The organism is Nonomuraea sp. NPDC050733, from assembly GCF_040654215.1.
Taxonomy (GTDB): Bacteria; Actinomycetota; Actinomycetes; order Streptosporangiales; family Streptosporangiaceae; genus Nonomuraea.
The window spans coordinates 44200-58802 of record NZ_JBFAHO010000005.1 but is presented as its reverse complement, the minus strand read 5'-3'; the positions used below and the strand labels follow the sequence as shown (position 1 = coordinate 58802).

11 protein-coding genes are annotated in these 14603 nt (G+C 72.9%); 8 read left to right on the top strand and 3 right to left on the bottom strand.

All coding sequences use genetic code 11. From position 1 onward, the window contains the following. Positions 1 to 6: 6 nt before the first annotated feature. Positions 7 to 1470, top strand: a complete 1464-nt coding sequence (locus tag AB0H64_RS12025) for an amino acid permease (RefSeq protein ID WP_357623079.1) — start codon at positions 7 to 9, stop codon at positions 1468 to 1470. Positions 1471 to 1547: 77 nt separating this feature from the next. Here AB0H64_RS12025 and AB0H64_RS12020 read toward each other — a convergent pair whose 3' ends face one another. The 3 genes from AB0H64_RS12020 to AB0H64_RS12010 form a co-directional block, all read right to left on the bottom strand. Further along, positions 1548 to 1925 carry an SSI family serine proteinase inhibitor gene (locus tag AB0H64_RS12020; RefSeq protein ID WP_357623078.1) on the bottom strand — a complete coding sequence of 126 codons (378 nt, stop codon included), beginning with the start codon at positions 1923 to 1925 and terminating at the stop codon, positions 1548 to 1550. Positions 1926 to 2163: 238 nt separating this feature from the next. After that, positions 2164 to 4257, bottom strand: coding sequence for a 3-hydroxyacyl-CoA dehydrogenase NAD-binding domain-containing protein (locus AB0H64_RS12015; RefSeq protein WP_357623076.1), 2094 nt, complete (start codon positions 4255 to 4257; stop codon positions 2164 to 2166). Continuing rightward, positions 4254 to 5438 (bottom strand): thiolase family protein, encoded by a 1185-nt coding sequence (locus AB0H64_RS12010; RefSeq protein WP_357623074.1) that lies wholly within the window; start codon positions 5436 to 5438, stop codon positions 4254 to 4256. Before AB0H64_RS12010 ends, AB0H64_RS12015 begins: the two co-directional genes overlap by 4 nt. A 208-nt stretch (positions 5439 to 5646) precedes the next feature. On the opposite strand from AB0H64_RS12010, the gene AB0H64_RS12005 reads away from it, so the two are divergent. The 7 genes from AB0H64_RS12005 to AB0H64_RS11975 all read left to right on the top strand — a co-directional run bounded on the left by AB0H64_RS12005 (position 5647) and on the right by AB0H64_RS11975 (position 14557). Next, positions 5647 to 6876 carry a hypothetical protein gene (locus tag AB0H64_RS12005; protein WP_357623072.1) on the top strand — a complete coding sequence of 410 codons (1230 nt, stop codon included), beginning with the start codon at positions 5647 to 5649 and terminating at the stop codon, positions 6874 to 6876. Positions 6877 to 6980: 104 nt separating this feature from the next. Further along, positions 6981 to 7973, top strand: coding sequence for a LacI family DNA-binding transcriptional regulator (locus AB0H64_RS12000; protein ID WP_357623071.1), 993 nt, complete (start codon positions 6981 to 6983; stop codon positions 7971 to 7973). 234 nt (positions 7974 to 8207) lie between these two features. Continuing rightward, complete coding sequence (locus tag AB0H64_RS11995) at positions 8208 to 9011, top strand: sugar phosphate isomerase/epimerase family protein (protein ID WP_357623069.1); 804 nt, start codon at positions 8208 to 8210, stop codon at positions 9009 to 9011. Then, positions 9008 to 9961 carry an alkaline phosphatase family protein gene (locus tag AB0H64_RS11990; RefSeq protein ID WP_357623067.1) on the top strand — a complete coding sequence of 318 codons (954 nt, stop codon included), beginning with the start codon at positions 9008 to 9010 and terminating at the stop codon, positions 9959 to 9961. The genes AB0H64_RS11995 and AB0H64_RS11990 overlap by 4 nt, the downstream gene beginning before the upstream one ends. 86 nt (positions 9962 to 10047) lie before the next feature. Then, the gene (locus tag AB0H64_RS11985; RefSeq protein ID WP_357623065.1) at positions 10048 to 12753 is read left to right on the top strand and encodes a PEP/pyruvate-binding domain-containing protein; all 2706 of its coding nucleotides are present in this window, start codon (positions 10048 to 10050) and stop codon (positions 12751 to 12753) included. 111 nt (positions 12754 to 12864) lie between these two features. After that, positions 12865 to 13443, top strand: coding sequence for a TetR/AcrR family transcriptional regulator (locus AB0H64_RS11980; RefSeq protein ID WP_357623063.1), 579 nt, complete (start codon positions 12865 to 12867; stop codon positions 13441 to 13443). Then, entirely contained in the window at positions 13427 to 14557 is a 1131-nt protein-coding gene (locus AB0H64_RS11975; RefSeq protein WP_357623062.1) for a prolyl oligopeptidase family serine peptidase, read from the top strand. The genes AB0H64_RS11980 and AB0H64_RS11975 overlap by 17 nt, the downstream gene beginning before the upstream one ends. Positions 14558 to 14603: the final 46 nt, after the last annotated feature.

Genomic DNA, 14603 nt, shown 5'->3' with positions numbered 1-14603 from the left:
ACACTCGTGGACGTACTTCGCACGAAAACGGTTGAGCAGTCCATCAGCGACACCGAGGCACCGGAGCATCGGCTGCGCAAGCGCCTGACCGCCGTCGACCTGACCGTCTTCGGCATCGGCGTGATCGTCGGCACCGGTATCTTCGTGCTGACCGGACAGGTGGCCAAGCAGACGGCCGGACCGGCCGTGGCCATCTCCTTCGTCGTCTCCGCGATCGTGTGCGGCCTGGCGGCGCTGTGCTACGCCGAGTTCGCCTCCACGATCCCGGTGGCGGGCTCGGCCTACACCTTCTCCTTCGCCACGCTCGGCGAGCTGCCCGCCTGGATCATCGGCTGGGACCTCATGCTGGAGATGGCGCTGGCGGCCGCGGTCGTGGCGGTCGGCTGGTCGGGCTACTTCGCGTCGCTGCTGTCCTCGATCGGCCTGCCGCTGCCCGCGTCCATCGCCGGCGACGACCCCGTGGTCAACCTGCCGGCCATGATCGTGGTGCTCCTCCTCACCGCGATCCTGGTGGCCGGCATCAAGCTCTCCTCACGGGTCAACCAGGTCATCGTGGCGATCAAGGTCGCGGTGATCCTGCTCGTCATCGTGGCGGGGCTGTTCTTCATCAAGCCGTCGAACTACTCGCCGTTCATCCCGCCGCCGCAGGCCACGGAGCAGGTCGCCGGGCTCAAGGCGCCGCTGATCCAGGTCCTGTTCAACATCACGCCCGTCGCGTACGGCGTGATCGGCATCTTCTCGGCCGCGGCGGTCGTCTTCTTCGCCTTCATCGGCTTCGACATCGTCGCCACCGCAGCCGAGGAGACCATCAACCCGCAGCGCGACATGCCGCGCGGCATCATCGGCTCCCTCGCGATCTGCACGGTCCTGTACGTGGCCGTCTCGCTGGTCGTCGTGGGCATGCAGAACTACAAGACGCTCAGCACCTCGGCGCCGCTCGCCGACGCCTTCACCGCGGTCGGCCAGAAATGGGCGGCCGGGCTCATCAGCATCGGCGCGATCGCCGGGCTCACGACCGTGGTGATGATCCTCATGCTCGGCCAGACGCGGGTGCTGTTCGCCATGTGCCGTGACGGGCTGCTGCCGCGCAAGCTGGCCAAGGTCCACCCGAGATTCGGCACGCCGGCCCGGCTCACGGTCATCATCGGGATCGTGTCGGCGCTGCTGTCCGGGTTCATCTCGCTGGGGGCCCTGGCCGAGCTGGTCAACATCGGCACGCTGTTCGCGTTCGTGGTGGTGTCGGCCGGCGTGATCATCCTGCGGCGCACGCGGCCCGACCTGCCCAGGGCGTTCCGCACGCCGCTGGTGCCGGTCCTGCCCATCCTGTCGGTGCTGGCCTGCTTCTACCTGATGCTCAACCTGCCGGTCGAGACGTGGCTGCGGTTCATCATCTGGATGATCGTGGGCGCGTTGCTGTACTTCACCTACGGCTACCGGCACAGCCGGGTCGAGGCGGCCAAGGCCCGGTAGCGGACAAGCGTGGGGGACGGTCTCCCGGCCCCCACGCGGTTCCCTGCCTGTGTGACTGCCTGCTCGTACGACTGGGCTCAGAAGACGAACACGCCGTCGCCGGCCGCCTTGGCGCGGCACAGGTTGGCGAAGGTCGAGTGCAGCGCGATGTTGCGGCCCTGCCAGCGCCCCACCACGGCCACCTCGTACGGCTCGGAGATCCACGGACAGGCGCTGTTGGACCGGCGCAGCCCCGACAGCCGGCCGTCGACGGCCCGGAGCCGGTCACAGGCCACCTCCGGGTTCGGGTGGTCGCCGCCATCGGGGTCGCAGCGCAGCACGTACGTCTGCGGTTCCTGGCCCGACGCCGTCACGGTGATCCGCAGGGCCGTCCGCCCGTGCTGCGCCGCCATGGCCGGCAGGGCGGCCGCCATCAGGAAGGCCCCGCACAGCGCGGTTACCTTGAGCGATCTCATGACTGTCCTCTCCGTCGTGGCACAGGCCCGCCCCGGCCGACGACCCGAGTGAGCGTGGGGACCGCAGGGGCTGATGTGCCTGGTGTGACACCGGTGTAGGTACCCGGCGGTCCCGACGGCGGCGGCCATGGATCGTCCCCGATTCGGCCATGTGATGGGCAGGGCGCAGAGCGGCGGCAAAGGACGCAGAAAAGGGGACCCGCGGCGCCACCGCGAGTCCCCTTCCCTCACGCCACGGTCAGGCGGGCACCGAGGCCACGCCCGGCGGCAAGAAGCGGGGCCGCGCGAACCCGGCCCGGTCCAGCAGCGGTGTGACACCGCCCAGGTGGAACGGCCAGCCCGCGCCGAGGACCATGCACAGGTCGATGTCCTGCGGGGCCGCCACCACGCCCTCGTCGAGCATGATGCGGATCTCCTCGGCCAGCGCCTCCAGCACGCGCCGCCGTACCTCCTCGGCGGTGGACGGCGCGTCGCCGCCCGCGAAGAGCGCCACGGCCTCCGGGTCGAGCGAGAAGTCGGGCGCGTACACGCCCGGCTTGCCGGAGGCGACGAGCTTGGCCATGCCCGCCGAGACGCCGAACCGGCCGGGGAACGCCGCGTGCAGGGTCTCGGCCACATGCAGGCCGACGGCCGGCCCGACGAGCTGGAGCAGCGCGAACGGCGTCATCGGCAGCCCGAGGTCGTCCAGCGCGTGCTCGGCGACCTCCAGCGGCGTGCCCTCGTCCACGGCGGAGATGACCTCGCCCATGAAGCGGGTCAGCAGCCGGTTGACCACGAACGCCGGGGCGTCCTTGACCAGCACCGACGACTTCTTCAGCGTCCTGCCGACCGCGAACGCGGTGGCGAGCGTCGCGTCGTCGGTCGAGGCGCCCTTGATGATCTCCAGGAGCGGCATCACCGCGACGGGGTTGAAGAAGTGGAAGCCGACCAGCCGCTCCGGACGCGCCAGCTCGGCCCCCATCTCGGTCAGCGACAGCGACGAGGTGTTGGTGGCCAGCACGCACTCCGCGCTCACCACGGCCTCGACCTCGGCGAACACCTTCTTCTTGACCGCCATGTCCTCGAAGACGGCCTCGATGACGAAGTCGGCGTCCGCGAACGCGTCCTTGGTCAGCGACCCGCTGACCAGCGACTTGAGCCGGTTGGCCTGGTCGGCCGACACGCGGCCCTTGGCCAGCAGCTTGTCCACCTCGGCGTGTACGTAGCCGACGCCCTTGTCGAGGCGGCCCTGGTCGAGGTCGGTCAGGACGACCGGCACCTCCAGGCGGCGGGCGAACAGCAGCGCCATCTGCGAGGCCATCAGCCCCGCGCCCACCACGCCGACCTTGGTGACCTTCCGCGCCAGCGACTTGTCCGGCGCGCCCGCCGGCCGCTTGGCCCGCCGCTGCACCAGGTCGAAGGCGTACAGGCCGGCGCGCAGCTCGTCGCTCATCAGCAGGTCGGCCAGCGCCTCGTCCTCGGCGGCGAACCCCTCGTCCCGCGAGGCGGTGCGGGCCCGCGCGACCAGGTCGAGCGCCCGGTACGGGGCGGGCGAGGCGCCGCGCAGCTTCATGTCCACGAGGAACCGCGCGTCCGCGACCGCCTTGTCCCAGTCGTCGCCGTCATGCGAGGGACGCTCGACCGCGACCTCGCCGTTGACGACCCGGGCCGCCCAGCGCAGCGACTCCTCCAGGAAGTCGGCGGGCTCGAACAGGGCGTCCGCGACGCCCAGCTCGTACGCCTGGGCGCCCTTGACCATCCGGTTCTGCGACAGCGGGTTCTCGATGATCAGCTTGACGGCGTTCGCCGGGCCGATCAGGCGCGGCAGGAGCTGCGTCCCGCCCCAGCCCGGCACCAGGCCGAGGAAGCACTCCGGCAGCGCGACGGCCGGGACGCCCGAGGAGATCGTCCGGTACGTGCAGTGCAGCGCGATCTCCAGGCCGCCGCCCATCGCCGCGCCGTTGACGAACGCGAACGACGGGACGTCCAGCTCGCCCAGCCGCCGGAACACGTGGTGCCCGAGCGCGCCGATGGCCAGCGCCTCCTCGCGCGAGGCGACCGAGGCGGCGCCCTTGAGGTCGGCGCCGACGGCGAAGATGAACGGCTTGCCGGTCACGCCCACCGCGGCCAGGTCGCCGCGGGCGGCGATCTCCGACAGCGCGCCGTTCAGCGCGAACAGGCCGTGCGGGCCGAACGTGTTGGGCTTGGTGTGGTCGAAGCCGTTGTCCAGCGTGATGAGCGCCATCGTGCCGGCGCCGTAGGGCAGTTCGACGTCGCGGACGAGCGCCTTGGTGACCACCTCGTCGGTGCTGCGCTCGCTCAGCAGGGCGCGCCAGGTGTCGATGTTCGTCATGCCAGGTTCTCCCAGATCACGGTGCCGCCCATGCCCATGCCGACGCACATGGTGGTGATGCCGTAGCGCACGTCCGGGCGCTCGGCGAACTGGCGGGCGAGCTGCGTCATCAGCCGCACGCCCGAGGAGGCCAGCGGGTGGCCGAAGGCGATCGCGCCGCCGTAGGGGTTCACGCGGGGGTCGTCGTCGGCGATGCCGAAGTGCTCCAGGAACGCCAGCACCTGCACCGCGAACGCCTCGTTGATCTCGAACAGCCCGATGTCGGAGATCGACAGCCCGGCCAGCCGCAGCGCCCGCTCCGTGGACGGGATCGGGCCCACGCCCATCACCTCGGGGTCCACGCCGGCGAACGCGTACGACACCAGCCGCATCCTGGCCGTCAGCCCGAGCTCCTCGGCGACCTCCCGGGCCGCCACGACGCAGCCGGTCGCGCCGTCGTTGATGCCGGAGGAGTTGCCCGCCGTCACGTGCCCGTGCGGCCGGAACGGCGTCTTCAGCGCGCCCAGGCCCTCCATCGTCGTGCCGGGCCGGGGCGCCTCGTCCTCCACCGCGAGGCCCCACCCCTTCTCGGCCGTCCTGATCGCGGTCGGCACCAGGTCGGGCTGGATCTTGCCGTCGGCGTACGCCTTGGCCACCTTCTCCTGAGAGAGCACCGCGTACGCGTCGGCGCGCTGCTTGCTGATCGTGGGGTAGCGGTCGTGCAGGTTCTCGGCGGTCATGCCCATGACCAGGGCGCTCGGGTCGACGAGCCGCTCCGACAGGAAGCGCGGGTTGGGGTCGACGCCCTCGCCCATCGGGTGGCGGCCCATGTGCTCGACGCCGCCCGCGATGGCGACGTCGTACGCGCCGAACGCGATGCCGCCCGCGACCGTGGTCACCGCGGTCATCGCGCCCGCGCACATGCGGTCGACGGCGTAGCCGGGAACGGACTTCGGCAGCCCGGCCAGCACCGCGGCCGAGCGGCCGATGGTCAGGCCCTGGTCGCCGATCTGGGTGGTCGCGGCGATGGCGACCTCGTCCACGCGCTCCGGCGGCAGGGCCGGGTTGCGCCGGATGAGCTCGCGGATGACGCGTACGACCAGGTCGTCGGCGCGGGTCTCCGCATACAGCCCCTTCGGCCCCGACCGGCCGAAGGGGGTGCGCACGCCGTCGACGAACACGACGTCACGAGAGGAAGGCACGGGGTTCGCTCCTCGTTACTGGACTGCTGTCGGGCCCATGCTACTCGTCAGTAACTAGAACCGGGACGCGGGCGGATGGGAGTGATGAAAGGGCAGGTGTATATGAGGTTGGGAACAATTTATGGGGATGCTGTGAAATTTCCGGACAAAGATGGGTGGAGTCTGTTAGGAAAGGTCGCGCACAGCTATGGACTAGAGAGGTCACAGAGTGTCGCGCGACGAGAACGATAGGTCGTACGAGGACGGTCAGTCACGGCCGTTGAACCCGGAGCTGACCGGCGACGTGCTGTCACCTCGGTACAGCACGGACGACACGGATGAGCAGCCGGCCATCGTGGTCTCCGGCAACGAGACGTACATCATGCCGTCCGACGGCGCGCCCCTTGAGCGGTATCCCCCGCAGGACGCGGCGACGCCGTACCCCTCGGAGGGGACGTCCTCGTATGCGCCCCAGGACGGCACGGCCCTGCACGCGGACTCCCCGCACGCGGACGCCCTGTACAGCGACGCCCAGCCCGCGGACGCCCTGCACGCGGACTCCCCGCACGCGGACGCCCTGTACAGCGACGCCCAGCCCGCGGACGCCCTGCACGCGGACTCCCAGCACGGGGACGACCCGTACGTCGACGCCCTGTACGGGGACGCCCAGCACGGCAACGCCGGATACGGCGAGACCGAGGGCGGCGCCCACCGGGCGGACGGCGAGCAGGCGGGCTACACGGACGCCGACAGCGGCTCCCACCGGCTCCAGGACACGGGCGACTACGGCGACCCCGCCTATCTCCCGCTCGACAAGGGTTACGAGACGTCCGCCGACGACGAGGACGGCGAGCCGCGGCGTGGCTTCCTCGGCTCCGGCTGGACCGACGCGAACCAGGAGAGCACCGCCGACAAGGAGGTGCGCCGCCGTACCAAGCTGCTGGTGGCCGCCGCGGCCGTCGTCGTCGTCCTCGGCGCCGGCGCCGGCTGGATGCTGACCGGCACCTCCTCCGACGACCCGTGCGCGGCGGACCGCTGCGCCAGCGCGGGCCGCGTGAGCGCGCCGCCCACCTCGGCCGCCCCCGACCCGGAGGACACCGGCGAGGCCGCGGACGAGCCCGGCGAGTCCGCCACGCCGGAGCCGTCCACGTCCAGCACGGTCGCCCCCACCCCGACGGCGGCCCGCGTCCGGGTGAGCCGCACCCCCGAGCCGCGCGTCACGCGGACCCGCGTCGGCCAGCCCACGACCCGCGCCACCGGCAGGACCACCCGGCAGCCGACGACCGTCGACGACACCACCACGACGCGCGACGACGACGTGGACGCCAAGACCGCCGACCAGCCCACCGCGCCGGCGCCGGTCGCCACGACCCAGGCGCCCGCCACCACCCAGGCGCCCGCGCCGGCTCCGTCGGAGACGCAGAAGGGCCTGTTCGACATCCTGTTCCCGTGGAGCTGACAGGCTGAACGGCGCCTGATCTGGCCTCCCGGCGCCGGGCGTGTAAGGATGCGGACCCGGGGGCCGGTCTGACAGACTGGGAAACCGCTTTCCGGGGAGGTCTCGTGGTCACGCTGGAGGACGTCGCCAGGCAGGCGGGCGTCTCGCTCGCGACCGCCTCGCGGGTGCTGAACGGCAGCACCCGCCAGGTGGGCGCCGACCTGCGGGCGCGGGTCGAGAGAGCCGCCGACGAGCTGGGCTACCGCGCCAACATGGCCGCCCAGACGCTGGCCCGGGGCGCGAGCAACGTCATCGGCATCGTCGTCCACGACCTGACCGACCCCTACTTCGCCGCCCTGGCCGACGGCGCCATGCGCGCCGCGGCCGGCGAGGGCCTGCTCGTCATGGTCGGCACCACGCACCGCGACCCCGAGCAGGAGATCGCCTACGTCGCCACCATGAACGCCCAGCGCGTGCGCGCCGTCCTGCTGGCCGGCTCCCGCGTGGACGACCCCCAGGTGACCGGCCGGCTGCGCCGCGAGCTCGAACGCTACCGCTCCAGCGGCGGCCGGGTCGCCTGCGTCGGCCAGGACCTGCTCGGCGTCGACACCGTGGCCCCCGCCAACCACGAGGGCGGCGCGGCCCTGGCCCGCTCCCTGGCCGGGCTCGGCCACACCCGCTTCGCCGTCCTCGCCGGGCCACCGCACCTGATGACCGCCCGCGACCGGTGCGACGGGTTCGTCGCGGCGGTCAAGGAGCTCGGCCTGCCGGAGCCGCGCGTCGTCCACGGGCCCTTCGACCGCGACGGCGGCTACACGGCGGCGGGGGAGACGGGCGACGCGACGTGTGTGTTCGCGGTGAACGACGTGATGGCCGTCGGCGCGCTGGCCGCCTACCGCGACCGGGGGACACGGGTGCCGGACGACGTCTCGGTGGCGGGCTTCGACGACATCGCCACGCTGCGCGACCACGTACCGGCCCTGACGACCGTCCGGCTGCCGCTGGCCGACATGGGCGCCCGCGCGCTGGAGCTGGCGCTCGCGGCGGGCGAGACGACGACCGTGGACCACGTCGCCGGCGAGGTGGTCCTGCGGGAGAGCGTGCGGGACATCCGCTGACGTCCGCACCCGGCACTCCCGAGACCGGCCGGCCACGCAGTCCGCGTGCCGCCGACCGGCCACGCACCCGACGCCCGGCACACCCGCTGCGTCCCAGGCCGTGCGCGCGGACGACGACCACCCGTCCGGCGCGTCATCAGCCGGGCGCGGGGCCGACGACCACAGGTCCGGCGCGTCATCAGCCGGGCGCGCGGATCACGATCACACACACGGACGACACATGAGGGAGACGCGGTGAAGCTCGCGGTCAGCACACTCGGAATGCCCGGCGAGGGGCTGGACAGGGCGATCGAGGTGGCCACGGCCCACCGGTGCGACGGCCTCGAACTGCGTCTCCACCCCGACACGGGCGTCCACCGCGGCCTCACCGCCGAGGAGCGGCGCTCGGCGCGCGAGCGCGTGGAGGCGGCCGGGCTGGAGATCTCCGCGCTGGCCGGGTACGTGCGGGTGTGCGAGCCCGGCCCCGACGAGCCGCTCGTGGAGGCGCTGCGCGCGGACCTGGAGCTGGCGGCCGACCTCGGCGCGCCGGGAGTGCGGGTGTTCCCGCGCGGCGACGACCCGGCCGTGGGCGCCCGCCGCCTCCGCGCCGTCTCGGAAGCGGCCGCGCGTCTCGGCGTCCGGGTGCTCGTCGAGACCCACGACCTGATGCCGACCGGCGCCGCCGTGGCCGGGCTGCTGGAGGCGGCGGACCGGCCTGAGACGACCGGGGCCATCTGGGACCTGCTGCACCCGTGGCGCCACGGCGAGACCCCCGCCGACACGCTGGCCGCGCTCGGACCCTGGCTGGAGTACGTGCAGGTCAAGGACGCCGTCTCGGCCGAGGACACGACGCCGGTGCCCATGTGGACGGGCTCGGTGCCGCTGGACGAGGGCGGCGAGCTGCTGCGCGCGGCGGGCTACGACGGATGGGTGTCGCTGGAGTGGGAGCGGACCTGGTATCCGCAGGTGGCTCCGGTGGAGGAGATCCTTCCCGGCGCCGCCGAGTGGGTCCGCCGCTTCGCCCCCGCGTCCGGGACCGTTCCGGGGGATGTCGTATGAGGGACAAGGTGCTGGTCGTCGGGATGGACGGCCTGCGCTTCGACCGCCTGGTCGCGATCCGTCCGCCGGTGCTGTCGGCGCTGATGTCGACGGGCGCGTACGGCACCAGCACCCTCCCGTACGGCGAGCCCGAGGCGCCCCGCACCGAGTCTCCGGGCCAGGTCGTCCCGGAATGCCCTGTCGAAACGGGCCATATCGCCCACGAGGGCGCCGAGGGCCTCCTGCGGGTCATCCGGGCGCGGACCGACTCCGGGCCCGGGTGGGCGTCGATCGCGACCGGGGTGTGGCCGGACAAGCACGGTGTCGTGGACAACGGCTTCGGCGCCGAACAGCTGACACCTCCGCAGTTCGCGAAATATCCGGACTTTCTGACGCGAGCCCAGGAGGCCCGCCCCGACCTCGTCACCTCCGCGTTCTTCTCCTGGGCCGCCCTCGCCGAGCACGGCGCGTTCGGCCCCGCCATCGGCACCCGGTTCGTGCTCGACGGGTACGCCCTCACCTGGAGCGTCGCCGACCGCCAGGTCGCCGCGGCGGCCCGCGAGCACCTGGAGCTCACCGGCCCCGACCTGTCGTTCGTCTACCTCGGCGACACCGACGAGGTGGCCCACGTCCTCGGTCCCCTCGGCCCCGAGTACGCCGACGCGCTCCTGCTCCAGGACGCGTACCTCGGCGGGCTCCTCGACGCGATCCGTGCGCGGCCGTCGTTCGGGCACGAGCGGTGGACGGTCCTGGTCACCACCGACCACGGCCACGTGGACGCGGGCGGCCACGGCGGGGTCTCGGGGGAGGAGCGGACGGTGTTCGTGATCGGCGCGCGGCTGGGCGAGGACCTGGGCGGCGTCCGCCTCCAGGAGCCGCGGCCCGTGGACGTGGGGCCCACGGCGCTCGACCGGCTCGGCATCGAGGTGGACCCGGCCTGGGACCTGGACGGAGCGCCGCTGGCGTTCTGATGCCGCCGATGTTTCATCAGGTGTTGAATTTCTGGGCGCGAGGGGTGACACTCGTGTCCAGAAGCTGAACACCGAGGACGGGGCAGATGAACACGGCACTGGACTTCTCCGAGATCGACGCCACCATGCTGGCCGAGGTGGGCGGGAAGGCGGCCAACCTGGGTGAGCTGACCAGGGCCGGGCTGCCCGTCCCGCCAGGCTGGGTGCTCACCACGGACGCCTACCGCCAGGCCGCCGAGGCCGCGAACCTGGAGGAGGTCGTCACCGCGGGCGGCGACGGGCCGGCGGCGGCTAGGGAGCGCCTGCTCCGGACCCCGCTGCCGGAGCCCGTGGCCCAGGCCGTCATCGCCGCGTACGAGCGGCTGGGGAGCGGCCCGGTCGCGGTGCGCTCGTCGGCCACGGCCGAGGACCTGCCGTTCGCCAGCTTCGCGGGGCAGCAGGACACGTACCTCAACGTCGTCGGCGCCGACGCCGTGCTCGACGCGGTCCGCCGCTGCTGGGCGTCGCTGTGGACCGACCGCGCCGTCTCCTACCGCGCGTCCAACGGCATCGACCACGCCTCGGTGCGGCTCGCGGTGGTCGTCCAGAAGATGGTCGAGGCCGAGGTCGCCGGAGTGATGTTCACCGCCGACCCGGTCACGGGGCGAAGGCGGCGGGCGGTCATCGACGCCAGTCCCGGCCTGGGCGAGGCGGTCGTCTCCGGAGCCGTGAACCCGGACCGCTTCGTCGCCGACCCCGCCACCGGCCAGATCCTCGAACGCCACCCCGGCGACAAGCGCGTGGTCATCCGCTCCCTGCCCGGCGGCGGCACGGAGCGCGTGGACCGTACCGGCTCCGTGGAGCCCTGCCTGACGGACGCCCAGGTCCGCGAGCTGGCCACGCTCGGCGCGCGCGTCGAGCGTCACTACGGCGCACCGCAGGACACGGAGTGGGCCATCGACGCGGCCGGCGCGATCTGGCTCACCCAGGCACGCCCGATCACCACGCTGTACCCGCTGCCCGCCCCCACCCGCGACGGGCTGCGCGTCTGGTTCAGCCTCAACGTCGCCCAGGGCGTCATGGGCCCGCTCACCCCGATGGGCCTGGCGGGCTTCCAGCTCACCGCGTCGGGAGCGGCGGGCCTGTTCGGGCGCCCTCCGGCGGACCCGAGGGGCGGGCCCGCGTTCATGTCCGTGGCGGGGGAGCGGCTCTGGCTGGACCTGACCACCGCCGTGCGCAGCCGCGCCGGCCGCGCCGTCCTGCCCAAGGCGCTGACGCTCGGTGAGGCCCGTACCGCCGCCGTGCTGAACGACCTGTTCGACGATCCCCGGCTGTCGCTCGTCCACACCTCGCGCCTGCCGTTCCTGAAGGGGCTCGCCCGCTTCGCCCGCACCGTCAACGCGCCGGTCCGCGTCCTGGAGGCGCTGGTCAGCCCGCGCGCCGCCCTGGCGTACACGCGGCGGCTGGGCGATCAGCTCGACCGGCGGCTGCGCGTTCCGGACGGCGCCACCCCCGTCCAGCGCATCGACCACGCGGAGCGCATGCTCCGCGTCGCCTTCCCCGCGATCGTCTCCGTCATGCCGATCGTGATCACCGGGTACGGCCTGTTCGCGCTGGCGTCGCGGCTGTCCGGGACGCCCATCCCGGAGATGCAGGGCGTGCTGCGCAGCCTCCCCGCCAACCCCACGACCGAGATGGACCTGGAGCTGTGGAACCTGGCCACGCGGGTGGAGCCCCAGCCGTTCCGGGAGCTCCCGGTCGGTGAGCTGGCGCGCCGCTACCGGGCCGGCGAGCTGCCACCGAAGGCCCAGCGGGGCGTCGCGCGCTTCCTCCAGCGGTACGGCCACCGGGGCGTCGCCGAGATCGACCTGGGGCTCCCGCGCTGGTCGGAGGAGCCGGCGCACATCCTCGGCGTCCTGGCCAACTACCTGCGCATGGACGACCCCGGCGACCTCGCCCCCTCCGCCCTGTTCGCCCGCGGCGAGGAGGAGGCGCGCCGGGCCGTGGACACGATCGCCGCCCGGGCCGGGCGGCGCGGCTTCGCGCGGGCCGCGGTCACCCGCTTCGCGCTGCGCCGTACGAGGCGGCTGGCGGGGCTGCGGGAGCTGCCCAAGTTCTACCTGGTCAAGATCCTGGCGGGGATACGGCGGAGCATGCTCGTGGTGGGGGAGCACCTGACGGCCGCGGGGCTGGTGGACGAGCCGGGCGACGTGTTCTTCCTCCGCTTCGAGGAGGCCAGGTCCGCCCTGCAGGCTCTGACACCGCACACCGCGTCCGGTACGGCTCCCGTCCCGCCGGGAGCGCCGGCCGGCTCGTCCGGAGCGGCTTCCGCCTCGGAGGAGGCGGCGCTGTCCGGGCAGGGGCTGCGGGAGCTGGTGACCGCCCGCCGGGCCCGCTACGAGCAGGAGGCGCGGCGCCGCCACGTGCCCCGCGTCATGCTGTCCGACGGCACCGAGCCGGAGGCCGTCGCCGCCGCCACCGCCGGCCAGGCCCCCGAGGGCGCGCTCACCGGCACGGCCGCCTCGGCCGGCACGGTGACGGGCCCGGCCCGCGTGGTGCTGGACCCGGTGGGCGCCCACCTGGAGCCCGGCGAGATCCTCGTCTGCCCGTCCACCGACCCCGGCTGGACGCCGCTGTTCCTCACGGCGGGCGGCCTGGTCATGGAGATGGGCGGGGCGATGTCCCACGGCGCGGTGGTGGCCAGGGAGTACGGCATCCCGGCCGTGGTCGGGGTCCCGGACGCCACCCACCGCATCACCACGGGCCGGCAGATCACGGTCAACGGCGCCGCCGGCACCATCACCCTCGACTGACCGGTGCCGACCATGCCTCGCGCCGGCTCCAGGCCGATCTCCTTCTCGAAGGGGAGCCGTAGTGAACATTGGGGTTTACGGCGTACACCCGATTGGTTTACTGTGTACACCGTGAGTCCGAGCACTGCCGAGAAGATCGCCGACGCCGCGCAGACCATTCTCGTGAGCGAGGGTGCCGAGGCCGTGACCATGCGGCGGGTGGCTGACATGGCCGGCGTGTCCGCGATGGCGGCCTACAAGCACTACCCGAGTCGTCAGGCGCTCCTGGATGCGGTGGCCGACCGGGCTTTCCGCGAGCTGGCCGAGGGGTGGGGAGTCCGGGCGCAGGACGGGTCCTGGGAGGACCGGGCGCTCGGCCTCATGGAAGATTTTCTCGACTTCGGCCTGGGCAGGCCGCATCTGTACAGGTTCCTCATGACCGATCGCCGCGAGCGGGCCCGGCGCTTCCCCGACGACTTCCAAGGCGGCGCGTCGCCGGTGTTCACCATGCTCGTCGTGCTGGTCGAGGACGGCATGCGCGAAGGGGTGGTGCGCAAGGACCATCCGCTGGAGGTCACGCTGACGCTGACCTCGTCCGTCCAAGGGCTCCTGCAGCTCTACCTCGGTGGCCGCATCGGCTTGGACGAAGACGGCTTCCGCAGGCTGTGCGAGCGCACGGCGAGGAGGATCTTCGATGGCATCCGGGAGTGAGCGGCGGCCCCGCCGGAAGCGGTGGGCGTGGGGCGCGGGCGCGGCGGTCCTCGTCATCCTGGTCGCGGCGACGGGGTTCGGGGCCTGGTACGGCAGTGAGCAGGGGATCAGGGTCGTGCACTACGGCACGAGCAACACCAGGGTGCTCACCGTGCAGGGCGATCTGGTGACGCTGGAGCAGACGCCGGAGTCCGGCAAGCCCGGCACGTACTGGCTGGAGTGGAGCGGCGCGTTCTCGATGCTCGGCGACGTCGTGTCCCGGGCGCCCGGCCGGGTGACGCGCAAGGTGCTGCGCGGCCCGATCCCGTCCGTGGGCACTCCCGGCTGGTTCGGCAACGTGCCTCCCGGCGATCCCCGGGTCGCCTGGGGCATCGACCACACCGAGATCATGGTGCCCACCGAGCTCGGGCCCGCGCCGGCCTGGTACGTGCCCGGCAAGGGCGCCACGTGGGTCGTCGCCGTTCACGGGCAGAACGGGCGGCGCAAGGCGGAGCTGAAGGTCCTGCCCGTCGTGCACCGGCTCGGGCTGCCCTTCATGGACATCAGCTACCGCAACGACGAAGGGGCGCCGCCCTCGCCCGACGGGCTGCTGCACCTGGGCGACTCCGAGTGGCGCGACCTGGAGGCCGCCCTGCGCCAGGCACAGACGATGGGGGCACGGCGGTTCATCCTGTACGGCAGCTCGATGGGCGGCCAGATCGTCGGGCAGTTCCTGGGCAGATCACCGCTCGCGAACCTGGTCGACCGGGTGGTCATGGACGCCCCCATGATCGACGTACGGATGACCGGGGAACAGGGCGCCAAGAACTTCCATCTGCCCGTCTTCGTGGCCGGGCTGTCGAACCAGGTCATCGAGTGGCGCACCGGGGTCGACCCGGACAAGCTCAGCCTGATCCGCCATCCGCCGAAGATCAGGCCGCCCCTCCTCCTGATTCACACCGTGCCCGACACCGAGCACCCGATCCAGGAGGCGCGCGACCTCGTCGCCGCGGGCACGCGCCTGGGCTGGCGGATTCAGTTCGAGCCGTTCGCGCAGGGCGGCCACACCGAGGCGTGGAATGTGGATCGCGCCCGCTACGACCGGCTCGTGCGTGACTTCCTGTCCCCGGCCTAGCAGGGCGACGACCGGCGGCGGGTCACGCCGGTCGTCGGGTCCGCGG

What these genes read in the sequence shown, in the direction of transcription:
- AB0H64_RS12020 (WP_357623078.1), bottom strand. Translation starts at nt 1,925, where the DNA reads ATGAGATCGCTCAAGGTAACCGCGCTGTGCGGGGCCTTCCTGATGGCG.
- AB0H64_RS12015 (WP_357623076.1), bottom strand. Translation starts at nt 4,257, where the DNA reads ATGACGAACATCGACACCTGGCGCGCCCTGCTGAGCGAGCGCAGCACC.
- AB0H64_RS11990 (WP_357623067.1), top strand. Translation starts at nt 9,008, where the DNA reads ATGAGGGACAAGGTGCTGGTCGTCGGGATGGACGGCCTGCGCTTCGAC.
- AB0H64_RS11985 (WP_357623065.1), top strand. Translation starts at nt 10,048, where the DNA reads ATGAACACGGCACTGGACTTCTCCGAGATCGACGCCACCATGCTGGCC.
- AB0H64_RS11975 (WP_357623062.1), top strand. Translation starts at nt 13,427, where the DNA reads ATGGCATCCGGGAGTGAGCGGCGGCCCCGCCGGAAGCGGTGGGCGTGG.